Here is a 21,907-nt window from a genome sequence, read left to right as displayed (position 1 = left end):
GCTCTCCCCAGCCTAAGCACTTCACACCGGCCGCGGCACAGACGATTGGCTGAATGGCCCGGCAGTAGCGAGTGCCCTCGAAGGTCTCGCGGTGCTTGGACCGCGCACGGTCTGACACATCGCACCACATAACAAACTGGTTCAGCACCAAATAGCTCCGGCCCGCTTCGCGGCCGACCGGTCAATCGGGCGCGCGCGCGCCCTTCTTCGGTTTCCCTTGCATACCCAACGGCAGCGCGAAGCGCTGTGCCGAAGCTATTTGGTGCTGAACCAGCGCGCTGAATTGTCTCGGGCGGCAGACCGTGCGCGAGCCAAGCCCGGTAAGTCCTTCGAGGGCGACACTTAGGCGAGTGCCACCGCGGGCTGGCAAGCATGGCCAACGTGCGTGTGACCGCGGGCCTAAACGAGCTGTTTCTTTGGTTACTTTCTTTGCAGCAGCAAAGAAAGTGACTGCCGCCCCGCACAGGGGCAGTGCTAATAGACCACCGCGAATACGGGATCCGGCACAAAAAAACCTATCCTCCAAGCACTCCATAACCCGCCGCAGGCAACGCCCCACTAAGATCCTTAAGACCAACGCCAGTAACCTTCACCCTGCGCGCTTCATTCAGCAACCACATCAGCTTGAACGCCGCGTTCGCGTAATCGAGCCCTTCCGGCCGCACGTTCGAGATGCAATTGCGCTCCGCATCGTGGCGGCCAAGACGCGGCGCGTAGGTCACATAGAGCCCGAGGCTATCGGGCGAACTGAGCCCCGGCCGCTCGCCGATCATCACCACGACGATCGTCGCCCGTAAAAGCTCACCGATGCGATCGCCCAGCGCGACCCGCGCCTGCGTCGCGATCACAACGGGCGCCACCTTCCAGCCGTCGAGCGTCCCGCGCAGATGCGCAAGCAACGGTCCGGCATGACGTTGCGCGGCAAAAGCCGACAAGCCATCGGCGGCGACAAAAACGAGTTCAGGCGCATCGCCGGTCGCGGCGGCTCGCGCGGTCAGGCGCGCAACGCTCGCATCGTCGAGCATCCGACCGAGGTCTGGCCGACGCAGATAACGATCCCGATCCGGCGCGGCGCTCTGCACATCGAGCGTGTCGAAACCGGCGGCGCGCAGTGTCTCTCCGAGCGCGGCGGTATCGAGCGGCTGATGCACCGCGTCGCGCGCCTGGGCATGCGCGAGTTCGAACGCGAGCAGGGGCGCGGTCGGCAGGCTGCTGCCCGCGCGGCCGAGCGCGATGCGCGCGTTGGTGAAGCGCCGCAGCGTCTCCCAGACATCGGCGTTCGTCATGAGTCGATCCATTCGAGCAAGGGTTGCGTGGACGCCGAAAGCAGCGAGCCCTGACCATCGGTGACGCGCATCTTCGCGAGCCACGCTTCGAATTCCGGCGCACGCTTCAGATTCAGCACGCGACGGATATAGAGCGCGTCATGAAACGACGTGCTCTGATAATTGAGCATGACATCGTCCGCGCCCGGCACGCCCATGATGAAGTTGACGTTCGCCACGCCGAGCAGCGTGAGAAGCGTGTCCATGTCGTCCTGATCGGCTTCGGCGTGATTGGTGTAGCAGACGTCGCAGCCCATCGGCACGCCGAGCAGCTTGCCGCAAAAGTGATCTTCGAGTCCCGCGCGGATGATCTGCCGGCCATCGTAAAGATATTCCGGACCGATGAAGCCGACCACCGTGTTCGTCAAAAGCGGCCTGAAGCGCCGCGCGACCGCGTAGGCGCGCGCTTCGCAGGTCTGCTGATCGACGCCATGATGCGCGTTCGCCGACAGCGCGCTGCCTTGTCCCGTCTCGAAGTACATGACGTTGTCGCCGACGGTGCCGCGCTCAAGCGACAACGCCGCGTCGTGCGCTTCCTCCAGCAGCGCGAGCGACACGCCGAAGCTCGCGTTCGCCCGCTCGGTGCCCGCGACCGACTGGAACACCAGATCGACAGGCGCGCCTTGTTCGATCGCCGCGAGCGTGTTGGTGACGTGCGTGAGAATGCACGACTGCATCGGCACATCGTAGCGCTGGCGGAAGTCGTCCATCATCGCGAGCAGCTTGCCGATGGCGGCGGGCGAATCGGAGGCGGGATTCACGCCGATCACGGCATCGCCGCAGCCGTAAAAGAGGCCGTCGAGCATGGATGCGGCAATGCCCTTCGGATCGTCGGTCGGATGATTCGGCTGCAGCCGCACCGACAGATGCCCGGGCAAGCCGATCGTCGTGCGAAATCGCGTGACGACCGGACGCTTGCGCGCGGCAAGAATCAGATCCTGGTTGCGCATCAGCTTGGAAACGGCCGCGGCCATTTCGGGCGTGACGCCCATCGTGATGCTTTCGAGCGCGGCGGTATCGGTGCTGTCGGCGAGCAGCCACTCGCGGAACTCGCCGACCGTCAGATGCGCGATCGGCGCGAAGGCCGCGCGCGAATGCGTATCGATGATGAGGCGCGTGACTTCGTCGTCCTCGTAGGGGACGAGCGGCTCGTCGAGAAACGCGGCGAGCGGCACCTGCGCGAGCGCCATTTTTGCGGCGACGCGCTCCTCCTCCGTCGCGGCCGCGATGCCCGCGAGCTCGTCGCCGGAGCGTCGCGGGCTCGCACGCGCAAGCAGCGTCTTCAGATCGTCGAAGCGATAGCGGCGCGCGCCGATCGTCTCGTGATAGCTCATCGCTTCCCCCGGATGGATCGATTGATGCACTTTAGCCGCTTCGCGCGCGCCGCGCCGCGCTCCAAAATGCGCCGCGAGGCTGAAATCCGTCCGCATGCGATAATTTTTCGCTTGATTCAGCCAGTCCGCGCCCGCAACCCGTGAAAAACCTGCTCGTTCCCATCGATCGTCTGAGCGATTTCGACGAAATCGTCGACGTCCGCACGCCGCTCGAATTCGCCGAGGATCGCATTCCCGGCGCGATCAACGCGCCCGTGCTCAGCAACGAGGAGCGCGTGATCGTCGGGACGATGTACAAGCAGGTGTCGCCGTTCGAGGCGACGCGTGTCGGCGCCGCGATGGTCGCGCGCAACATCGCGATGCATCTCGACACGATCTTCGCCGGCAAGCCGCGCAACTGGCGGCCGCTCATCTATTGCTGGCGCGGCGGAAAGCGCTCGGGCTCGATGACGACGTGGTTCAACATGATCGGCTGGCAGGCGCGGCAACTCGACGGCGGCTACAAAAGCTACCGGCGCGACGTGATCGAGCGGCTCGTCGCGCTGCCGGGACGTTTTCGTTTTATCGCGCTGATCGGGCATACGGGCAGCGGTAAGACGCGGCTCCTTAAAGCGCTCGACGCGGCGGGCGCGCAGACGCTCGATCTGGAAGCGCTCGCGGCGCATCGCGGATCGCTGCTCGGCGCGCTGCCGGGGTGTCCGCAGCCATCGCAGAAAGCGTTCGATTCGGCGCTCGTGCACGCGCTTTCCGCTTTCGATCCGGCGAAACCGGTGTTCGTCGAGGCGGAAGGGCGGCGCATCGGCGCGATCACGATGCCCGACGCCGTGCTCGCCAATCTGCATATCGCGTCGTGCGTGCAGGTGGAAGCGCACCGCGACGACCGCATCGCATTTCTGTTGCAGGACTACGGGCATCTCTTCGACGATCCCGCGTTCTTCAAGGCGCAGTTGGCGAAGCTCGTCGCGCTGCATAGCCGCGAGCGCGTGGCGCACTGGCATCGGCTGATCGATGAGAACGCGCGCGCCGCGCTCTTCGCCGAACTGATCGACCATCATTACGATCCTGCGTACCGGCGCAGCAATCAGGCGCTCTATACCGAACTGCCGCACGCGGCGCACGTGCTGTTCCGCCCGAACGACGCCGACAGCATCGATCAGGCGAAAGCCCTGCTCGCACAGCTTGCCGAGACGATGCCCGCTCTCGGCTGACCGAATTTCACCCCACGAACAATAAAGTTATGACCACGCTCCGACAACCGCGCGTCGCCCTCGGCTGGATGGTGTTTCTGCTGATCGCCGTCGTTGGCCTCTTCTACGTGAAATGGTTTCCGTACTACAACCGCGCGTTCGTCGCGGCGAGCCAGCATTCGATCGGCAAGTCCATTCTGATGGGCACGGCCGCCAGCGCGCCGGAGCCTTCGTGGCACGCCGCGCTCGACTACGCGATGGCCTACGGTAAGGCGATCTGGCAGGCGATGGTGCTCGGCCTTCTGCTCGGCTCCGCCGTGCAGGCGCTGATTCCGCCGCGCTGGGTCGCGCGCGCGCTCGGCGAGCACAACTTCGGCAGCGTCGTGAATGGCGGCCTGATGTCCTTGCCGGGCATGATGTGCACGTGCTGCGCGGCGCCGGTCGTCGCCGGCTTGCGTGCGCGTGAAGCGGCGCCGGGTTCGGCTGTGGCGTTCTGGCTCGGCAACACGGTGCTCAATCCGGCCGCGCTGGTTTTCATGGGCTTTGTGCTCGGCTGGCAATGGACCGGCCTGCGCCTCGTGCTCGGCGTTCTGATGGTATTCGGCCTGGGCTACGCGGTGAATCGCATGGTCACGCCGGCGCAGGCGGCGGCGTCGCGTCAGACGCTCGCGAAGCTGATCGAAGACGATGAGCCCGGCACTGCGTTTTCACGCTGGATCAAGATCCTCGGCCGCATGACCTTGCGGCTCGTGCCGGAGTACATCGTGCTCGTGCTGCTGCTCGGCGCGGCGCGCGCGTGGCTCTTTCCGCATATCGGGCCGGATATCGGCAACGGCATGCTGTGGATCGTCGTGTTTGCCGTCGCGGGCACGCTCTTCGTGATTCCGACCGCGGGCGAGGTGCCCATCATTCAGGCGATGCTGTCGCTCGGCATGGCGACGGGCCCGGCCGGTGCGCTCCTGATGACGCTGCCGCCCGTCAGCGTGCCGTCGCTCGCGATGCTCGCGCGCTCGTTCGCGCCGCGCGTGCTGGCCTTCGTTGCGGTCGCGGTAGTGGTGTTCGGAGTCGTGAGCGGGCTGATCGCGGCGGCGTGGTTCTGAGCGCGCGGGCGTCGCGCATCAATGAATCGCCGCCCCCGCCCTGATCAGCAACTTGAACGGCAGCGCGAGCAGCATCGTGCCGCCGACGCCCGCCATCCACAACGCGACGAACCAGAAAATCTTCCGCGCGCGCTCAGTGGTAGTTATGTTCGCCATGACGCACCTTTCCTCTGAAGACCCAATAGCCAAACGTCGTATAAGCGACGATCACAGGCAGAATCACCGCCGCGCCGACGATCGTGAAGAGCTGGCTCGAACGGGGCGCGGCCGCGTCCCAGAGCGACACGCCCGGGAAAATCTCGTGCGGTGAAATGCTCGCGACGAGTCCCGCGTAGCCGAGCAGCACGAAGCCGAGCGCCATCGCGAACGGACGCTTCTCGTGACGCGACTGAATCGAGCGGCGCATCGCCCACGCGCATGCCGCGACGAGCATCGGCACCGGCAGCAGGCGATAGAACAGCGGCGAATCGAACCAGCGCGACGCGATGCCCGCATCCTGCAGCGGCGTCCAGATGCTGACCACCGCGATCGTCGCGAGCTGCAAAACGGTCAGCGGCCATACCACTCGATACATCCGCCGCTGCAGATCGCCTTCGGTCTTCGCGATCAGCCAGCATGCGCCGAGCAGCGCATAGGTGACGACGAGCGCGCCGCCCGTGAAGATCGAGAAGGGCGAGAACCAGCCGAAAGGATCGCCGGCGAACCGGCCATCGGCGACGGGAATGCCGCCGAGGAATGCGCCGAGCGCCACGCCCTGAAAGAACGTCGCGCCCGCCGATCCGCCGATGAACGCGAGGTCCCACATCGGCTTCGTGCGTTGCGCCTTCGCGCGGATCTCGAACGACACGCCGCGGAAGATCAAACACACGAGCATCAGCACGAGCGGCAGATAGAGCGCGGAAAGCACGGTCGAGTAGACCATCGGGAAGGCGGCGAAAAGTCCCGCGCCGCCGAGCACGAGCCACGTCTCGTTGCCGTCCCAGACGGGCGCGACGGTGTTCATCATCACGTCGCGATCATGCAGGTCGGGAAAGAACGGAAAGAGTATGCCGATGCCGAGGTCGAAGCCGTCGAGCACGACGTAGAGGAACAGGCCCAACGCGATGATCGCGGCCCAGGCGAGTGTGAGGTCCATATTCTTATGCTCCCTCGATGGACTGTTGCGGCAGGCTGAGCGGAGCTCGCGCGCTGCCGTCGGACGGTTGCGCGGGCGAGCCCGGCAACGCGGGACCGTGACGCAGAAGTTTCAGCAAGTAGTAGATGCCGGTGCCGAACACGATCGTGTAGACGATCACGAACGCGAGCAGCGACACGCCGACTTGCTGCGCAGTGACGGGCGATACGGCATCGGCCGTGCGCATCACGCCGTAAACGACCCACGGCTGTCGCCCGGCTTCGGTCGTGACCCAGCCCGCGAGCAGCGTGATGAATCCGGTCGGGCCCATCGCCAGTGCAAAGCGATGGAACCAGCGCGCATCGAACAGCCTGCGCTTGCGATGCAGCCACCACGCGGCGATCGACATCACGATCATCAGCACGCCGAGACCCGCCATCACGCGAAAGCTCCAGAAGACGAGCGTCGAGTTCGGGCGGTCTTCCTTCGGAAATTCCTTCAGTCCGCGGATTTCGCCATCCCAGCTATGCGTGAGGATCAGGCTGCCGAGATGCGGAATCGATACGGCATACTTAGTAGTTTCGGCTTCCATGTCTGGAATGCCGAAGAGATTGAGCGCGGTGCCGCCTTTCTCGGTGTCCCAGATGCCCTCGATCGCCGCGATCTTCGCCGGTTGATGCTCGCGCGTGTTCAGGCCGTGCGCATCGCCGACGAGCGCCTGAATCGGCGTCAAGGCGAGCAGCAGCCAGAGCGACATCGAAAACATCTTCCTGATGGCCGGATCGCGCCGGCCTTTCAGCAGATGCCATGCGCCGGTCGCGGCGACGACGAGCGCCGCGACGATGAACGCCGCGATCGCCATATGCGCGAGCCGATACGGAAACGACGGGTTGAAGATGATCGCCCACCAGTCCACCGGCACGACATGATCGCCTTCGATGCGAAAGCCCTGCGGCGTCTGCATCCAGCTATTGGACGCGAGAATCCAGAACGTCGAGATGATCGTGCCGATGGCGACCATCAGCGTCGCGCCGAAGTGCGCCTTCGGACCGACCTTGTTCCAGCCGAACAGCATGATGCCGAGGAAGCCCGCTTCGAGGAAGAACGCGGTCATCACTTCGTACGTGAGCAGCGGCCCGGTGATGGGACCGGCGAAACTCGAAAAGCCGCCCCAGTTGGTGCCGAATTCGTACGCCATGACGACGCCCGACACGACGCCCATGCCGAACGCGACGGCAAATACTTTCGACCAGAAGAGACACAGCTCCTTGTAGACCGGCTTGCCGGTTTTGAGCCAGGCGCCTTCGAGCACCGCGATGAAGCTCGCGAGTCCGATGGAAAGCGCCGGAAAGATGATGTGGAAAGAGACGGTGAACGCGAACTGGATCCGCGCCAGATCGAGTGCTTCGGGAGTCGAATGCATGATGACTTGTGCCTTGAAGTTCACACCCAGACGTGTAACGGGACGGAGCTTAGCGCTATTTCGAGAAAGTGTTGCGCTGCGTCAGTGAATCTGCATTGCGCGCAAATGCCGCAGTGACAAGGGTTTGGCGGCGCTACGAGGTTGATTCATCGGCTATTTTGAGATGCCGGGATGATGCGGTGCGGCAAGGGCGCGCATACGCTTTCGCGACAATCGACCGCACTGATCGCATCCGTGCGATGAACCGACGAGAAAGATCTTTTACGTTGCAATGGCACGAGACGTGCGATGGGCGCGGGTACCATAATGCTTTTGACCACGCGCATCGCGCGGGTAGAAGGAGAAGGATCATGCGCCTCGATGACCAGTCAGAAAGTCAGAACGTGGAAGACCGGCGCGGCGGAGGCGGCTTTCGGGTCGGCGGCGGGTCGCTCGGTATCGGGACGATCATCGTGGCGCTCGCGGCCTCGTATTTCTTCGGCATCAATCCGATGACGATCATCAACGGCGCGCAGGTGTTGCAGGGCAACGCGCCGCAACAGCAAGCCGCGCCGCGCAACGCGCAACCCGCAACCGACCCCGGTGCCGTGTTCGTGCGCCGCGTGCTCGGCAATACGGAACAGACCTGGCAGCACATCTTCCGGGCGCAGTTCAATCAGGACTATCCGGCGCCGAAGCTCGTGATGTTCTCGGGCGCCACGCAGACCGCGTGCGGAACGGGACAGTCGGCGATGGGCCCGTTCTATTGTCCCGGCGATCGCAAGGTCTATATCGATCTGTCGTTCTATCGCGAGTTGCGCGATCGCTTCGGCGCGAGCGGCGACTTTGCGCAGGCCTACGTGATCGCGCATGAAGTCGGGCATCACGTGCAGAACGTGCTCGGCATCATGGGCAAGGTCGATCAGGCGCGTTCGCGGATGACGCGCGAACAGGCAAACGCTTTGTCGGTGCGCGTCGAGTTGCAGGCGGACTGTTTCGCGGGCGTCTGGGCCGCCGTCGCGCAACGCGACAACGCGAAGCTGATCGAACCGGGCGATTTCGAGCAGGGGCTGAATGCGGCGGCCGCGATCGGCGATGACCGTCTGCAACAGCAGTCGCAAGGGCGTGTCGTGCCCGAGGCGTTCACGCACGGCACGAGCGAGCAACGCCAGCGCTGGCTGCGGCGCGGCATGTCGTCGGGCGATGTCGGCCAGTGCGACACGTTTTCGGCTCGTGCGCTCTGAACGGAAGGGCGCAGTTCGCTGAAAGTGTTATCTCAATAAAACTTTTATGCGCATAAACCTGGACGCGTCGCTGGGCGGTAGGAAGTCCACGTCGCGTCAAAAATATAAGTGCGCTAACGTAAAAGTTGCCATTCAGTACTTGACGGCAAACTCGGCAAGCATGACGATTGCGGGAAATACTTAAGAATCGTCCGATGAGATGACCGAAGAAACCGTCGAAGACGCGCGCCAGTTGCTGGTTCGCCTCCAAGCTTCCGAGATTCCGCTCAACGCCCGTCTGGAGTGGCCGATCGTCGCCGCCGATGGCGCGTTGCTCTTCGACGCGGGCGCCGTCGTACCGGACGCCCAGTCGCTCGAATTCATGTTTCGGCATTTCGAGCCGCACCGTGCGATGCGGGAGCCCGCGCCGAGCGTGCCCGACGCAGATGCCGCCACGGACGGGCCGCTGACGCTCGAGGACATCGGACTTACCATCGGCGCGCGGGTCGGCTTGCGTGGCACCGGCGGCACGGGCTCCGCGATGTACGCGAGCCGCGTTATCGGTTTCTCGACGCCGCGCCGCAACGGAGAGCGCTCGCTATTCGTGACGCAACCGTTGATGGCGGGATTCGATCCGCTCGATCTGACGCTCGGCGAGCAGGTCGATCTGGTCGCGCTCACGGGGCGGGGCGTGTTCCGCTTCGCCTGTACCGTCGATGCAACCTGTCGCGAGCCGTTCAACTACGCGGTGCTATCGGCGCCGGGCGCGATCCGCAGACTGCGCACGCGCAAGTTCGCGCGTATGCCGACGCGTCTCGCCGCGCACTTCGTCGCCGATGGCGCGCCGCAAGCCGGCCAGCAACTGGGCCGTGTCAGCGACATCAGCCCTTACGGGATGTCGTTGACTGTCGCGAATCCGGCCGCGCACGTGGGCGATCGTCTGCAACTCGCGTTTCAGTTCAAGACCGATGGCGTCGATGTGAAGATCGACACCATCGCGATCGTGCGCCACGTCGGGTCGGTCGATCCGGTCGATGGCAGTGCGGCTTACGGGCTCGAATTCGAATCGCTGGAGCCGTCGCAGCGTATCGCGTTGAAATCGTTCATGGCCGAGCACAGCTAGGATCGCGCGACGGCCGGTTCCGAGCCGGTTCAGACGCCCGGAAAACCGTCCGGAAAAAGCCGCCCGACGGCTGCTTCGAAATGCTCGATCGGCGCGGCGCCACGCAGCGCGATCGGCGGCGGCGCTTCCTGGCCGGGCGCGGGATCGCGCGAGAGCACCGCAAACGGCACGCCGCCCACGCCCAGCTTCTTCGCGAAATCTTCGTCTTCGATCACGAGATCGGTGTACGTGCCGTCATCGAGCGCCTCTTCGAGCAACTCAGGATCGACGCCGCAGGTCGCTGCGATATCGAGCAGCGAGTCCGTATCGCCGATGTCGATGCCTTCCTCGAAATACGCCTTGAAGATCGCCCGATGCACGACATCGTAGCGGCCCGATTCGCGCGCGAACATGGCCGTCTCGAAGGCCTTGCGGCTGCGCGGCGTGACCGGCGGCATGCGCATCAACACGCCGCGTTCTTCAGCGAGCGGGCGGACCGAGTTTTCCCAGATTTCGACGAGCTTTTCGTCATTGGGATCGACCAGCGGCGTGGGCTCGGGGCGCAGCTCGAACGCGTGCCAACGAATCTCGACCGCATCGCCGTACGCATTGCGGAACTGATCGAGCACGGGCGTCTCGAGATAGCAGAACGGACACACGAAGTCGGACCAGACGTCGATATAAAGAAGAGACGTGGATGCCATGTAAGCCTCAAGCAAAACCGGTATGTTATCGCGTGCCGACGGGCGGCGCGCGCATGTGCGACCGATCAGAAGCCGCCGTCGATCTCGATCTTGCTGCCATCGAAGAACCGTGACAGACGAAACGCACGCGGATCGACGAGCGGTGCGTCGTTCGCGACGAGGTCCGCCATCAGCTTGCCCGCGGCCGGACCGATACCGAAGCCGTGCCCCGAGAAACCCGTCGCGATGAAGAGTCCGGGCCGGTCATCCACGCCGGAAATGACCGGCACGGCATCGGGCGTCACGTCGATATAACCGGCCCACGCCTGTTCGATGCGCAATCCGGCAAGCGCCGGAAAGAGCTTGCGGAACTCCGCGAGCGCGGCTTCGTTGAAGGACTCGACGGGCGCGGGATCGAGCGTGCGCTGGCTCTCGAAGACCGTCGGCCGATCGAGCGGCCAGCGGCGCGGCCGGCGCAGTTCCTCGAAAAAGCGCGCGTTCAGTCCCAGCTTGATCGAGCCGAGCTGACTCTTCAGCGCGGGCAGGAATCTGGCGAGCAGGCGAAAACTGTCCGGCGCGATGTCGTGATAGCTGTGAAACGCGTTGGCGATGGTGTAGCCGCCGTCGAGACGTTTGCGGTAGCCCATTTCCTGATTGCACGCGCTCACTTCGGGGCCGTCCTCCAGCGCGGACGTACGCATCACCGACGAGCGCACCATGAGTTGCGGCACATCGACGCCGATGCTGCCGGCGAAATAGCGCGTCCACGCGCCGCCCGCGACGACCACGCTCGCGCAGCCGATGCGTCCGTATTCGGTGACGACGCCGCTGATCGCGCCGCCGCTCGTCTCGATGCCGCGCACCGCGCAGGGCGTCAGCACTTTCACGCCGCGTTCGCGCAGCGCGGCGGCCATCGCGGGCACGGCGCGTTGCGGCTCGGCGCGGCCATCGCTCGGTGTGTAGATGCCGCCCGCGAAGCGCCGCGCGGTGCCCGACATCAACGTGCCGGTTTCATCCGCCGAGACGATGCGCGAATCGAGCGCGTCGCGGCCCACGAGCGCCACGGCACGCGCGAGCCACGCTTCGTGATCGGCGAGCGCTTTCGCATCGTCGGCGGCGTAGAGGATGCCGCATTCGCGAAAACCTGTGTCGATGCCGAGTTCGGCATCGATGCGTCGCCAAAGCGCGAGGCTCCTGAGACTCAGTTCGAGCTCGCGCAAGTCGCGATGCGTCGCGCGGCACCAGCCCCAGTTGCGGCTCGACTGCTCGCCCGCGACGTATCCCTTTTCGCATACGGCGACCGACAAGCCTTTCTCGACGAGCGCACGCGCGGTGCTGATGCCGATGATTCCGCCGCCCACGACGACGACATCGACGTGATCGGGAAGCGTGCGGTCTTCGGGAATGCGTTCTGTTGGTGGACCCATGTGCTGTGCGCCTTACGCCTTTTCGATGAAATTCGCGGGTCACAGGATGCTAAGTGAATCGATTATTTTTGACCATACGAATCGGCATAACCTGAACGACATAAGCCCGTTCGCAGCCTCCCTGCGCCCGCCCGCGCGATCCGCTACGATGAACAACGACGCGCTCGACGTAACCGCCTGGCCGATGCCGGGCACGGCGCATGCGGTTCATCGAGACGTGCAACACACGTGCGCCGACGTCGCGCGGCGCCGGTCATCGCAGTTCCACTTCATCTCTGGAGAACTCTCGTGCAAAAGACAGCATCGGCAAAATGGAGCGGCGGCATCAAGGACGGCAAGGGTTTCATCTCGACGCAAACCGGCGTGCTCAACGAAGCGCCGTATGGCTTCAAATCGCGCTTCGAGGAAGGTCCGGGCACGAATCCGGAAGAACTGATCGGCGCGGCGCATGCGGGCTGCTTCACGATGGCGCTCTCGCTGCAACTGGAGATGGCCGGCATGAAGGCCGAAAGCCTCGAAACGAAATCGACGGTCACGCTGGAAAAAGACGGCGAAGGCTTCACGATCACCGCGTGCCAGCTCGATCTGAAGGCGAAGATTCCCGGCGCGGATAAAGCCGCGTTCGACAAGGCCGCTCAGGCCGCGAAGGAAGGCTGTCCGGTGTCGAAGCTCTTCGCGGGCAACGCGAAGATCACGTTGAACGCCGAACTCGTTCAGTAATCGGTCAGGCAGTCGAGCAGGAAGGCGCGGACGGGCACATCACCCGTCCGCGTTTTTTTCGCGCGTCAGTTCCTCGATGATGAGCCGTGCAGGCGCCGGCAACGGCACGCCTTTCCTCGTCACGACGCCATACGGCTCCGTGCGCGAGCGCACCGCGATTGCGAGCCGCCTCGCGAGCCCGTGTTCGGCGAGAAAGCTCGCCATGTCGAGCGGCATCATCGCGACGAGCGTGGGGTCGCGTTGCAGCAACAGAACGGTCGTGATGGTCGATGCCGTTTCGACAGGATGCGAGGGCAGCGGCAGTCCCGCTTCCTTGAACTCGCGCTCGTAGAGGCTGCGGATCGGCATGATGGCCGGATAGACGATCCATCGGCTCGACGCGAGTTCGCTCAGTTCGACACGCGGCGCATCGACGAGCGCATGCGCGACGCCCGCGACGATCGCGAGCGGCTCATCGCGCAATTCGACGTAGTGGTATTGATCCGGCTGGCGCGCGACGCTCGCCCGGCAGATCGCGACATCCAGCCGTCCCTGATCGAGCAGCGCCAGAAGCCGTGCGCTCGTGTCTTCGACCACTTCGACGGTCAGCGCCGGCTGGCGTTCGCGCAGGCGCGCGAGGGCATCGACGAGCACGCCCGACACCGCGCCCGTGATCGCGCCGATCGCGAGCCGCCCGCCCGTGCCTTGCAGAATCCCCGCCATTTCCTCGCGCAAATGCGCGACGTCCATGTGAATCAGTCGCGCGTAGCGGATCACGCAGCGCCCGAGTTCGTTGGGCTGGATGCCTTGCGCCGAACGCGTGAAGAGCGTCGCGCCGAGCGTGGCCTCGATCTCGCGCAGCGATTTCGTCGCGCCTGGCTGCGTGAGCGCCATTTCGTCGGCGGCGCGATGCAGCGAGCCGTGATCGTCGAGCGCGATCAGAAGGCGCAGTTGCTTGAGCCGCAGGCGCGCGGCGATGGAATCGGCATTCGGCAGCATGACTGAAAGCGGCTAGGGGACTACGAGAAGATAACGGAAAGTTATCGCGCCGGCAGCAGCTTTCATTATTCAGGCCCGTGCGGCTTGTCTACATTGTGGGCTTCTGCTCAACCGTCAGGGAAACAACGACTCATGAAGCTGCTTCGATACGGCGCGCCCGGCCGGGAAAAACCCGGCGTTCTCGATTCCAGCGGCGCGATCCGCGATTTGTCCGGCGTGATCGGCGATATTGCCGGCGACGCGCTCCTGCCCGAATCGCTCGCGCGCCTCGCGAAACTCGACCCGTCGACGCTGCCGCTCGTGCCTTCGTCCGAGCGTATCGGGCCGTGCGTCGGGCGCATCGGCAAGTTCATCTGCATCGGGCTGAACTATGCCGATCACGCGGCGGAATCGAATTTGCCCGTGCCTTCCGAGCCGGTCGTGTTCAACAAGTGGCTGTCGGCGGTTGTCGGCCCGAACGACGACGTGCGCATTCCGCGCGGCTCGAAGAAGACCGATTGGGAAGTGGAACTCGGCGTCGTGATCGGCAAGGGCGGCGCGTACATCGACGAAGCCGATGCGATGAGCCACGTCGCCGGCTATTGCGTGATCAACGACGTGTCCGAGCGCGAGTATCAGATCGAGCGCGGCGGCACCTGGGACAAGGGCAAGGGCTGCGACACGTTCGGCCCGATCGGCCCGTGGCTCGTCACCACCGACGAAGTGCCCGATCCGCACAAGCTGCCGCTCTGGCTCGAAGTCGACGGCAAGCGCTATCAGAACGGCAACACCGCCACGATGATCTTCAAGGTCGGCGAAATCGTCGCCTATCTGTCGCGCTTCATGAGCCTGCAACCGGGCGATGTCATCTCGACGGGCACGCCGCCGGGCGTCGGCATGGGACAGAAGCCGGAAGCGGTCTATCTGCGCGCGGGGCAGACAATGCGCCTCGGCATCGAAGGACTGGGCGAACAACGGCAACGGACGGTGGACGCATGAACCGCTACGACTTCACGAATCGCGTGGCCGTGGTGACGGGCGGCGCGCAGGGCATCGGTTACGCGGTGGCGGAGCGTCTGCTCGAAGGCGGCGCGCGCGTCGCGCTGTGGGATCGCGATGAAGGCGCGTTGGCCGAGGCGCGCGCTCGTCTGGGCGACGTGCAAACCGTGCTCGTCGATCTGACGGATCGCGATGCGGTCGCCAAGGCCACGTCGCGCACGCAGGAGCGCTTCGGGCAAATCGACGTTCTCGTGCACAGCGCGGGCATCGCGGGCGCGAACGCGACGGTCGCGGACTACGCGCCGGAAGAATGGTCGCGCGTGATCGACGTCGATCTGAACGCCGCGTTCCACGTCAATCAGGCGATCGTCAGGACGATGATCGCGCGCGGCTACGGACGCATCGTCAATATCGCGTCGATCGCGGGCAAGGAAGGCAACCCGAACGCATCGGCGTACAGCGCGGCGAAGGCGGGCGTGATCGCATTGACGAAGAGCCTCGGCAAGGAAACGGCGGGGCTCGATATCGCGGTGAACGCCGTGACGCCGGCCGCCGCGCGCACGAAGATTTTCGATCAGATGAAGCAGGAACACATCGACTACATGTTGTCGAAGATTCCGCGCGGGCGCTTCGTCGAGGTGAAGGAGATCGCGGCGATGGTCGCGTTCCTGGCGTCCTCCGAGAACTCGTTCACGACGGGCGCGGTGTTCGATCTGTCCGGAGGACGCGCCACTTACTGACATCGCAGCATCCAGAAAAATACAAGGAGACAACGTGGATTCCATCGCCGCCCCGCGCGACGTCGCGCACGACGACGCCCAGATTTACCGCAAGGTGTTCTGGCGTTTCGTGCCGCTCTTCGTCGCGTGTTTCGTGTTCTCGTATCTCGATCGCATCAACATCAGCTTCGCGAAGCTGCAGATGCAAAGCGAACTCGGTTTCTCCGACGCGATGTACGGCTTCGGCGCGAGCGTGTTCTTCGTCGGCTATTTTCTGTTCGAGGTGCCGAGCAATATCGTCTTGCATCGCGTCGGGGCGAAACGCTGGATTGCACGCATCATGATCACGTGGGGCATCGCGTCGGCGTGCATGATGTTCGTGCATACCGAAACCTGGTTCTACGTGCTGCGCTTTCTGATCGGCGCGCTCGAAGCGGGCTTCGTGCCGGGCGCGCTGTACTTCTTCACGAAGTGGTTTCCTTCGTCTCGGCGCGGGCGCATCAATTCGTTCTTCATGGCGTCGATCGCGCTGTGCGGGATCATCGGCAGTCCGCTGTCGGGCGCGATCATGAAGTTCTGCGACGGTCTCAACGGCATGCCCGGCTGGCAATGGCTCTTTCTGCTCGAAGGCATTCCGTCGGTGCTGCTCGGCTTCGTCGTGCTAGCTTTCGTCGATGACGACGTCGATCACGCGAAATGGCTCGATGCCGACGAAAAGCGCGCGCTGAAGGCGCAACTCGCACGCGATCCGAAAGTCGGCGAAGTGCATTCGCTGAAGGCCGCGTTCAGCGAGCCCGTCACGCTCGTGATGGCGCTCATCTACCTGTTCCTCGCGATGGGCATCTACGGTCTCGTCTTCTGGATGCCGCAGCTCGTCAAGACGGCGGGCACGAGCGATCCGTTCAAGATCGGCCTGATTTCGATGCTGCCATACGCGGTCGCGGGCATCGGCATGATTCTGATCGGCAGACACTCGGACCGCACCGGCGAGCGGCGCTGGCATCTCGGCGCCTGCGCGCTCGCGGGCACCGTCGGCTATGTGCTGTGCGGCTTCTTTCCGGGCAATACCGTGATGCTCGTGATCGGCCTCACGATCGCGGCGACCGGCATCATCACGTCGCTCGGGCTGTTCTGGATTCTGCCGACGCGCTTTCTCACCGGCATCGCGGCGGCGAGCGGCATCGCGCTGATCAATTCGGTGGGGCAGTTCGGCGGCATCATCAGCCCGTACATGGTCGGCAAGGTAAAGACGATGACGGGCAGCGCGACGCCCGGCCTCTATGCGATCGCGTTCGCGTGCCTGCTCGGCGCGATGCTGATCGTATGGGGTCTGCCGCGCCGTCTCTACTTCCGGGAAAGCGGCGGCGAGTGACCGCATCCGGCGCGCAGGGCCGTTCTTTCGAGCGGCCTTGCGTGCAACCAGCCGCCTAAGCCACCACTCTTCGACCATTGCGCGCGTGCATCCACGCACGCGGGCGAGCGCGCGACGCCGCGTTTTCGCTATCATGCCGATGGTCTGCGGCCCTTTGTCACGGTAATCTCTCCGCACGCGCGGCGCCCGAGCGGGTCCGATTCATTCGGCGCGTTTTTGCAGACCTTGCGGTTACATCGCATGAGCCGACGATCCCATTCACCCGATCCGCCCGGAGCGCCGATGAAATTCAAGCTGGACTGGACCCTCGCCACCCCGATTCTCGCGCTCGTCGTGCTGGCCGGCGCCGCGTTCATCCACAACACCGCGATGATCGTGCTCGCGGCCATCGCGCTCGCGTTCGCGGTGTTCGCGGCCGTGCATCACGCGGAAGTGGTGGCGCACCGCGTCGGCGAGCCGTTCGGCACGCTCGTGCTCGCGATCGCGGTCACGGTGATCGAGGTCGCGCTGATCGTCTCCGTGATGCTCTCGGGCGGCCCCGAAAAGGCCGGACTGCCGCGCGATACCGTGTTCGCGGCGATCATGATCTGCGGTTGCGGGATCGTCGGCCTGTGTCTCCTGATCGGCGGCTTGCGGCATCACGTGCAGGATTTTCAACTGCAAGGCGCGGCCGCCGCGCTCGCGATTCTCTGCGCGCTTTCCGTGCTCACGCTCGTTTTGCCGAATTTCACGAGCACCGTTGTCGGTCCCGCGCTCTCGACATCGCAACTGATTTTCGTCGGCGTGATCTCGCTCGTGCTGTACGTGACGTTCGTGTTCGTGCAGACGATCCGCCATCGCGATTACTTCCTGCCGTTCACGCCGCCGATCGCCGCCAACACGCCCGACGAAGACGAAGCGCCGCACGCGCCCCCGCCCAGCAACGGCGAGGCGTGGCTCGCGCTCGGCTTTCTGATGCTGTCGCTCGTGTCGGTGGTCGGGCTCGCGAAGCTGCTGTCGCCGGCGGTCGAGGCGGGCGTCGCGGCGGCGGGCGCGCCGGAAGCCGTGGTCGGCGTCGTGATCGCCGCGCTCGTGCTGCTGCCCGAGGGTCTCGCCGCCGTGCGCGCGGCGCGCCTGAACCGGCTGCAGACGAGCCTGAATCTCGCGCTCGGCTCGGCGCTCGCGAGCATCGGGCTGACGATTCCGACGGTCGCGGTCGTGTCGATCTTCATCGGCCAGCCCATTTCGCTCGGGCTCGCGCCCAAGGAAATCGTCATGCTGGCGCTCACGCTGATCGTGTCCGTTATCACGCTCGGCACAGGGCGCTCGACCGTCTTGCAAGGCGTCGTGCATCTCGTGATATTCGCGGCTTTCCTGTTTCTTTCGGTCGTGCCTTGATGGGCGTCGCGCGGCGAGCCGTGGGCGTTTGATACCATTCACGGTTTTTCGCGCGTTTGCGCGCGATGTTTCGCCGTCTCATCGAAAGTCCCGAAGGAAAACATGTCATTCAAGAAGTCCGCATCGCTCGCGATGCTCGCCGCACTCGCCGCCGTTTCGTTCTCGGCGCACGCCAAAGAGATCACGCAAATCCGCTTCGCCGTCGATCCCTCCTATCCTCCGTTCGAATCCAAGCAGGCCGACGGCAAGCTCGCCGGGTTCGATATCGACCTCGGCAATGCGCTCTGCGCGCAGATGAAGGTCAAGTGCGTGTGGGTCGAAAACAATTTCGACGGCATGATTCCCGGCCTGAAGGCCCGCAAGTTCGACGCCGTGCTGTCCGACATGGGCATCACCGAAGAGCGCCTGAAGCAGATCGACTTCACCGATCCGCTCTACGACACGCACGCACAACTCGTCGCGCGCGCGGGCTCGGGCATCCTGCCGACGCCGCAGGCGCTGAAAGGCAAGCGCGTCGGCGTGGAGCAGGGCACGGTGCAGGAGCGTTACGCGAAGGTGAAGTGGGAGCCGCAGGGCGTGACCGTCGTGCCTTACGCCGATGAGGAACAGGTTGAGGCCGATCTCGTCGCGGGCCGCATCGACGCGATGTTCACCGATGCCGCGCAAGCCGCCATCGGCTTTCTGAAGAAGCCGCAGGGCAAGCCGTTCGCGCTCGTCGGTCCGATCGTGGCAGACCGCGCGCTCATCGGTCCGGGCACGGCCATCGGCCTGCGCAAGGGCGACGCCGATCTGAAGAACGGCCTGAACAGCGCGTTTGTGGAGATCAAGAAGAACGGCACGTTCAAGCGCATCATGGCGAAGTACTTCGAGACGGATATCTCGATCCAGTAAGCGCCGTTCGATGTACTCGACCGAAAAGGCATCGCTCGCGGTGCCTTTTCTTTTCGACGAGAGATTTTCGAAGATGCAGATTCATCAACATCCGCTCGTCGGCGCGTCGCTTGGCACCGGGCGGGCGATCACGAGCTACCGGTTCGATCCGCAAGACGGCGATTCGCCCACGGTTTATATCCAGGCATCGCTGCACGCGGACGAGTTGCCCGGCATGGTCGTCGCGTGGTACTTGAAGCGGCGCTTCGCCGAACTGGAAGCGACGGGGCGTCTGCGTGCGCGCGTCGTGCTCGTGCCGGTCGCGAATCCGGCAGGCCTGAATCAGCACTGGTTCGGCGCGCAGATGGGCCGCTTCGAGATGGGCTCGGGTCAGGACTTCAACCGGCGCTTTCCCGAGATCGGGCCCGAGCTGGCGTTGCAACTGAAAGACCGTCTCGGCGATGACGAAGCGCACAACGCGCGCCTCATCCGCGCAGCGCTTTCCGACGCGCTCGCTACGCGCAAACCCGCGACCGAACTGGAGTCGCAGCGGCTCGAACTGATGAAGCTCGCGTGCGATGCGGATCTCGTCATCGATCTCCATTGCGACTGGGAAGCCGTCGCGCATCTTTATACGACGCCCGACGCGTGGCCCGCGATCGAGCCGCTCGCGCGCTATCTCGGCAGCGAGGCGCAACTGCTCGCGGATGTGTCGGGCGGAGAGCCGTTCGACGAGGCGTGCACGGCGGCGTGGCGCTATCTGCGCGGCGCATTCGAAGGCCGCTTTCCGATTCCGATGGCGACGAAGTCCGTCACGCTCGAATTGCGCGGCGTGCGCGACGTGTCGCACGAGATGGCCGCGCGCGATGCGCAGGCGATCGTCGATTATCTGACGCATATCGGCATGATCGCGGGCGCAGCGCCGGAACCGCCGCCGCTGCGCCATCCCACGACGCCGCTCGCCGGGTGCGAATACGTGCACGCGCCGGTGTCGGGCGTGATTCTGCATCGGCGGGAGATCGGCGAGACGGTGCGCGCGGGCGACGTCATCGCCGACGTGCTCGATCCGCTCGATGACCGGCTCGTGCCGCTCGTCGCGCAGACCGAGGGCGTGCTGTACGCGCGGCACTGGACACGATTCGCGACGGCGGGAATGCTGGTCGCGCGCATCGCGGGCAAAGACGCGGCGCGGCAGGGCGACTTGCTCGTGCCCTAGCGGCGCTGCGCGGTTACCATGGATTCGAAACCGGCCTTACTTCATGGAGAACAAGAAAACATGCTGAAGAACATCGATCCGCTGCTCAACCCCGATATCCTGCACGCGCTCTGCGCGATGGGTCACGGCGACGAAGTCGTGATCTGCGACGCCAACTTTCCCGCCGATTCCGTCGCGCGTCAGACCGTGCTCGGCCGCGTGCTGCGGCTCGATGGCGTCGGCGCGCCGCGCGCGGTGCGGGCGGTGCTGTCGGTGATGCCGCTCGATACGTTCGTCGATCATCCTGCCGAGCGCATGGAAGTCGTCGGCGATGCGGCCGCGCTGCCCGCCGTGCAACACGAAGCCCAGCGCGAGATCGACGCCGCTGAAGGTCGCGCGGTGCCGTTCGCATCGGTCGAGCGCTTCGCGTTTTACGAGCGCGCGAAGAAGGCGTATTGCGTGATCGCGACGGGCGAAACGCGCGGCTACGGATGCTTCATCTTCAAAAAGGGCGTGCAACTGGCGCCGGATGCGCCACAGCAAAACTGACCGACGGCCTAGGGATTACCCTGTTGCTTTTTTGAGAAGATGTTGCAATGCAGCGTAAAAGGCGTATAGTCAGGGTTATCCCTTAGCTACTTACCCTGAGAGCCGCTCATGAAAACCACCGCTCAACAATCCCTGCTCGTTTCGTTCGGTTCCTGGCTGCGCGCGTCGAAGGCTGCGGTGCGTCGCGAGTGGAATCGGGCGCTGCAACTGCACCTCCAAAACTGCGAGATTCTCGTCGAATCGTATCGCCGCAAGTAAGCCGCGCGCGACAGCATCCCGGTCAGGAGCATCGACAACGCCCCGGAAGCGAAAGGCTTCCGGGGCGTTGTCGCATGTGCGCGGCGATTTCATCGAATCGAGCCGCTTGACATGCAACCAAATGGTTGCATAATGCGTTCATGGATGACGATTCGGTTTTTCGCGCGCTCGCAGACGCCAGCCGCAGGCAATTGCTCGACCGCCTTCGCCAAACCAACGGGCCGACGCTCGGTGAACTGTGCGACGGCCTTCGCATGACGCGTCAGGCCGTGTCGAAGCATCTCGCGATACTCGAGGCGGCGAATCTCGTGTCGACGCAGCGTCACGGCCGCGAGAAGCGTCATTTCCTCAATCCGGTGCCGATCCACGAGATCGCGCAACGCTGGATCAGCAAGTTCGAGCGTCCGCGTCTGGACGCTTTGTCCGACCTCAAACGCACGCTTGAAGGAGACGATCATGAGTAGCGACACGTTTGTGTATGTGACGTACATCCGCACGACGCCCGGGAAGCTATGGGAAGCCTTGACGACGCCGGAATTCGTGAAGAAATACTGGTTCGGCATGCATCAGGAATCCGACTGGCAGGCCGGCTCGTCATGGAAGATGCTGTTCTCCGACGGGCGCGTCGCGGATGCGGGTGAGGTGCTCGAAGCCGAGCCGGGCAAACGCCTCGTGCTCAAATGGCGCAACGAGTTTCGCGAGGATCTGAAAGACGCGGGATATTCGCGCTGCACTTACGAACTGGAGCAGCAGGGCGAAGCGGTCAGGCTCACCGTCACGCATGTGAGCGACAGCAAGCCGTTCATCGAGGCCGTGTCGGGCGGATGGCCGAAGATTCTGTCGAATCTCAAGTCGTTGCTGGAAACGGGGCAAGTGGCGCTCGTCAGCAAGTAGTCGTGCCGCCTTTGCGTAAGCATATCGAAAATTGACAGAAAGACTGGATTCGTGAGGATTCCTCTCAGAGATAATCGTGCCCGTTCGCGCGAGCGAACGA

Annotated in this window: 23 protein-coding genes; 15 read left to right on the top strand and 8 right to left on the bottom strand. The window is 64.3% G+C overall.

Features of this window, described 5'->3' with window-relative positions:
* Window positions 1-515: 515 nt before the first annotated feature.
* The gene (gene eutC / locus QCE73_RS30475) at window positions 516-1,286 is read right to left on the bottom strand and encodes an ethanolamine ammonia-lyase subunit EutC (RefSeq protein ID WP_309884838.1); all 771 of its coding nucleotides are present in this window, start codon (window positions 1,284-1,286) and stop codon (window positions 516-518) included.
* On the bottom strand, window positions 1,283-2,659 hold the full coding sequence (locus QCE73_RS30470) for an ethanolamine ammonia-lyase subunit EutB (RefSeq protein ID WP_309885284.1): 1,377 nt from the start codon (window positions 2,657-2,659) through the stop codon (window positions 1,283-1,285). The genes eutC and QCE73_RS30470 overlap by 4 nt, the downstream gene beginning before the upstream one ends.
* A gap of 140 nt (window positions 2,660-2,799) precedes the next feature.
* On the opposite strand from QCE73_RS30470, the gene mnmH reads away from it, so the two are divergent.
* A complete protein-coding gene (gene mnmH / locus QCE73_RS30465) occupies window positions 2,800-3,867 on the top strand; it encodes a tRNA 2-selenouridine(34) synthase MnmH (RefSeq protein WP_309884837.1) in 1,068 nt (355 codons plus the stop codon).
* Window positions 3,868-3,896: 29 nt separating this feature from the next.
* Window positions 3,897-4,946: a permease gene (locus tag QCE73_RS30460; protein ID WP_309884835.1), complete on the top strand. Its 1,050-nt coding sequence runs from the start codon at window positions 3,897-3,899 to the stop codon at window positions 4,944-4,946.
* A gap of 18 nt (window positions 4,947-4,964) precedes the next feature.
* On the opposite strand, the gene QCE73_RS30455 is transcribed toward QCE73_RS30460, so the two are convergent.
* From QCE73_RS30455 to QCE73_RS30445, 3 genes are read right to left on the bottom strand one after another with little or no spacing between them, the layout of a single operon-like run.
* Window positions 4,965-5,102 (bottom strand): hypothetical protein, encoded by a 138-nt coding sequence (locus QCE73_RS30455; protein ID WP_187606183.1) that lies wholly within the window; start codon window positions 5,100-5,102, stop codon window positions 4,965-4,967.
* A complete protein-coding gene (gene cydB / locus QCE73_RS30450) occupies window positions 5,080-6,081 on the bottom strand; it encodes a cytochrome d ubiquinol oxidase subunit II (RefSeq protein WP_309884834.1) in 1,002 nt (333 codons plus the stop codon). Before cydB ends, QCE73_RS30455 begins: the two co-directional genes overlap by 23 nt.
* Window positions 6,082-6,085: 4 nt before the next feature.
* Window positions 6,086-7,483, bottom strand: coding sequence for a cytochrome ubiquinol oxidase subunit I (locus QCE73_RS30445; protein WP_035503653.1), 1,398 nt, complete (start codon window positions 7,481-7,483; stop codon window positions 6,086-6,088).
* Window positions 7,484-7,833: 350 nt separating this feature from the next.
* On the opposite strand from QCE73_RS30445, the gene QCE73_RS30440 reads away from it, so the two are divergent.
* Together QCE73_RS30440 and QCE73_RS30435 are read left to right on the top strand one after the other, a co-directional pair.
* On the top strand, window positions 7,834-8,706 hold the full coding sequence (locus tag QCE73_RS30440; RefSeq protein ID WP_309884833.1) for a neutral zinc metallopeptidase: 873 nt from the start codon (window positions 7,834-7,836) through the stop codon (window positions 8,704-8,706).
* A 199-nt stretch (window positions 8,707-8,905) separates the two neighbouring features.
* A complete protein-coding gene (locus tag QCE73_RS30435) occupies window positions 8,906-9,808 on the top strand; it encodes a flagellar brake protein (protein ID WP_309884832.1) in 903 nt (300 codons plus the stop codon).
* Between the two features lie 29 nt (window positions 9,809-9,837).
* Here QCE73_RS30435 and QCE73_RS30430 read toward each other — a convergent pair whose 3' ends face one another.
* Both QCE73_RS30430 and QCE73_RS30425 read right to left on the bottom strand, forming a co-directional pair.
* Window positions 9,838-10,491 carry a DsbA family protein gene (locus QCE73_RS30430; protein ID WP_035503647.1) on the bottom strand — a complete coding sequence of 218 codons (654 nt, stop codon included), beginning with the start codon at window positions 10,489-10,491 and terminating at the stop codon, window positions 9,838-9,840.
* A gap of 65 nt (window positions 10,492-10,556) precedes the next feature.
* Window positions 10,557-11,897: an FAD-binding oxidoreductase gene (locus QCE73_RS30425; RefSeq protein ID WP_309884830.1), complete on the bottom strand. Its 1,341-nt coding sequence runs from the start codon at window positions 11,895-11,897 to the stop codon at window positions 10,557-10,559.
* A gap of 288 nt (window positions 11,898-12,185) precedes the next feature.
* On the opposite strand from QCE73_RS30425, the gene QCE73_RS30420 reads away from it, so the two are divergent.
* Window positions 12,186-12,617 carry an OsmC family protein gene (locus tag QCE73_RS30420; RefSeq protein WP_035503645.1) on the top strand — a complete coding sequence of 144 codons (432 nt, stop codon included), beginning with the start codon at window positions 12,186-12,188 and terminating at the stop codon, window positions 12,615-12,617.
* A gap of 39 nt (window positions 12,618-12,656) precedes the next feature.
* Here the strand turns inward: QCE73_RS30420 and QCE73_RS30415 are convergent, their stop codons facing one another.
* The gene (locus tag QCE73_RS30415; protein ID WP_035503644.1) at window positions 12,657-13,595 is read right to left on the bottom strand and encodes a LysR family transcriptional regulator; all 939 of its coding nucleotides are present in this window, start codon (window positions 13,593-13,595) and stop codon (window positions 12,657-12,659) included.
* Between the two features lie 132 nt (window positions 13,596-13,727).
* Here QCE73_RS30415 and QCE73_RS30410 point away from each other — a divergent pair, with 132 nt between their 5' ends.
* From QCE73_RS30410 to QCE73_RS30365, 10 genes are all read left to right on the top strand, one after another.
* Window positions 13,728-14,573, top strand: a complete 846-nt coding sequence (locus tag QCE73_RS30410) for a fumarylacetoacetate hydrolase family protein (RefSeq protein WP_309884829.1) — start codon at window positions 13,728-13,730, stop codon at window positions 14,571-14,573.
* Window positions 14,570-15,313, top strand: coding sequence for an SDR family NAD(P)-dependent oxidoreductase (locus QCE73_RS30405; RefSeq protein WP_309884828.1), 744 nt, complete (start codon window positions 14,570-14,572; stop codon window positions 15,311-15,313). Before QCE73_RS30410 ends, QCE73_RS30405 begins: the two co-directional genes overlap by 4 nt.
* A 34-nt stretch (window positions 15,314-15,347) precedes the next feature.
* Window positions 15,348-16,664: an MFS transporter gene (locus QCE73_RS30400; protein WP_309884827.1), complete on the top strand. Its 1,317-nt coding sequence runs from the start codon at window positions 15,348-15,350 to the stop codon at window positions 16,662-16,664.
* 282 nt (window positions 16,665-16,946) lie between these two features.
* Window positions 16,947-18,041 (top strand): calcium:proton antiporter, encoded by a 1,095-nt coding sequence (locus tag QCE73_RS30395; RefSeq protein ID WP_035503638.1) that lies wholly within the window; start codon window positions 16,947-16,949, stop codon window positions 18,039-18,041.
* Window positions 18,042-18,143: 102 nt separating this feature from the next.
* The gene (locus QCE73_RS30390; protein WP_309884826.1) at window positions 18,144-18,932 is read left to right on the top strand and encodes an ABC transporter substrate-binding protein; all 789 of its coding nucleotides are present in this window, start codon (window positions 18,144-18,146) and stop codon (window positions 18,930-18,932) included.
* 73 nt (window positions 18,933-19,005) lie between these two features.
* Window positions 19,006-20,127: a M14 family metallopeptidase gene (locus tag QCE73_RS30385; RefSeq protein ID WP_309885283.1), complete on the top strand. Its 1,122-nt coding sequence runs from the start codon at window positions 19,006-19,008 to the stop codon at window positions 20,125-20,127.
* A 60-nt stretch (window positions 20,128-20,187) separates the two neighbouring features.
* Window positions 20,188-20,655, top strand: coding sequence for an RbsD/FucU family protein (locus QCE73_RS30380; protein WP_035503632.1), 468 nt, complete (start codon window positions 20,188-20,190; stop codon window positions 20,653-20,655).
* A gap of 108 nt (window positions 20,656-20,763) precedes the next feature.
* A complete protein-coding gene (locus tag QCE73_RS30375; RefSeq protein WP_160147434.1) occupies window positions 20,764-20,913 on the top strand; it encodes a hypothetical protein in 150 nt (49 codons plus the stop codon).
* Window positions 20,914-21,053: 140 nt separating this feature from the next.
* A complete protein-coding gene (locus QCE73_RS30370; RefSeq protein WP_309884825.1) occupies window positions 21,054-21,377 on the top strand; it encodes a metalloregulator ArsR/SmtB family transcription factor in 324 nt (107 codons plus the stop codon).
* Window positions 21,370-21,807 (top strand): SRPBCC family protein, encoded by a 438-nt coding sequence (locus QCE73_RS30365; protein WP_309884824.1) that lies wholly within the window; start codon window positions 21,370-21,372, stop codon window positions 21,805-21,807. Before QCE73_RS30370 ends, QCE73_RS30365 begins: the two co-directional genes overlap by 8 nt.
* The last annotated feature ends 100 nt before the right edge of the window (window positions 21,808-21,907 follow it).

It is taken from the genome of Caballeronia sp. LZ029 (genome assembly GCF_031451275.1).
Lineage (GTDB): Bacteria > Pseudomonadota > Gammaproteobacteria > Burkholderiales > Burkholderiaceae > Caballeronia > Caballeronia jiangsuensis.
Note: the sequence above shows the minus strand (reverse complement) of the source record. Positions and strands in the feature narration are given on the sequence as shown.

Coding starts and splice junctions, on each gene's coding strand:
- QCE73_RS30395 (WP_035503638.1), top strand. CDS start 16,947: ATGAAATTCAAGCTGGACTGGACCCTCGCCACCCCGATTCTCGCGCTC.
- QCE73_RS30385 (WP_309885283.1), top strand. CDS start 19,006: ATGCAGATTCATCAACATCCGCTCGTCGGCGCGTCGCTTGGCACCGGG.
- QCE73_RS30435 (WP_309884832.1), top strand. CDS start 8,906: ATGACCGAAGAAACCGTCGAAGACGCGCGCCAGTTGCTGGTTCGCCTC.
- QCE73_RS30455 (WP_187606183.1), bottom strand. CDS start 5,102: ATGGCGAACATAACTACCACTGAGCGCGCGCGGAAGATTTTCTGGTTC.
- QCE73_RS30375 (WP_160147434.1), top strand. CDS start 20,764: ATGAAAACCACCGCTCAACAATCCCTGCTCGTTTCGTTCGGTTCCTGG.
- eutC (WP_309884838.1), bottom strand. CDS start 1,286: ATGACGAACGCCGATGTCTGGGAGACGCTGCGGCGCTTCACCAACGCG.
- QCE73_RS30470 (WP_309885284.1), bottom strand. CDS start 2,659: ATGAGCTATCACGAGACGATCGGCGCGCGCCGCTATCGCTTCGACGAT.
- QCE73_RS30440 (WP_309884833.1), top strand. CDS start 7,834: ATGCGCCTCGATGACCAGTCAGAAAGTCAGAACGTGGAAGACCGGCGC.
- cydB (WP_309884834.1), bottom strand. CDS start 6,081: ATGGACCTCACACTCGCCTGGGCCGCGATCATCGCGTTGGGCCTGTTC.
- QCE73_RS30390 (WP_309884826.1), top strand. CDS start 18,144: ATGTCATTCAAGAAGTCCGCATCGCTCGCGATGCTCGCCGCACTCGCC.
- QCE73_RS30445 (WP_035503653.1), bottom strand. CDS start 7,483: ATGCATTCGACTCCCGAAGCACTCGATCTGGCGCGGATCCAGTTCGCG.
- QCE73_RS30380 (WP_035503632.1), top strand. CDS start 20,188: ATGCTGAAGAACATCGATCCGCTGCTCAACCCCGATATCCTGCACGCG.
- QCE73_RS30425 (WP_309884830.1), bottom strand. CDS start 11,897: ATGGGTCCACCAACAGAACGCATTCCCGAAGACCGCACGCTTCCCGAT.
- QCE73_RS30460 (WP_309884835.1), top strand. CDS start 3,897: ATGACCACGCTCCGACAACCGCGCGTCGCCCTCGGCTGGATGGTGTTT.
- QCE73_RS30365 (WP_309884824.1), top strand. CDS start 21,370: ATGAGTAGCGACACGTTTGTGTATGTGACGTACATCCGCACGACGCCC.
- QCE73_RS30430 (WP_035503647.1), bottom strand. CDS start 10,491: ATGGCATCCACGTCTCTTCTTTATATCGACGTCTGGTCCGACTTCGTG.
- QCE73_RS30405 (WP_309884828.1), top strand. CDS start 14,570: ATGAACCGCTACGACTTCACGAATCGCGTGGCCGTGGTGACGGGCGGC.
- QCE73_RS30415 (WP_035503644.1), bottom strand. CDS start 13,595: ATGCTGCCGAATGCCGATTCCATCGCCGCGCGCCTGCGGCTCAAGCAA.
- QCE73_RS30370 (WP_309884825.1), top strand. CDS start 21,054: ATGGATGACGATTCGGTTTTTCGCGCGCTCGCAGACGCCAGCCGCAGG.
- QCE73_RS30410 (WP_309884829.1), top strand. CDS start 13,728: ATGAAGCTGCTTCGATACGGCGCGCCCGGCCGGGAAAAACCCGGCGTT.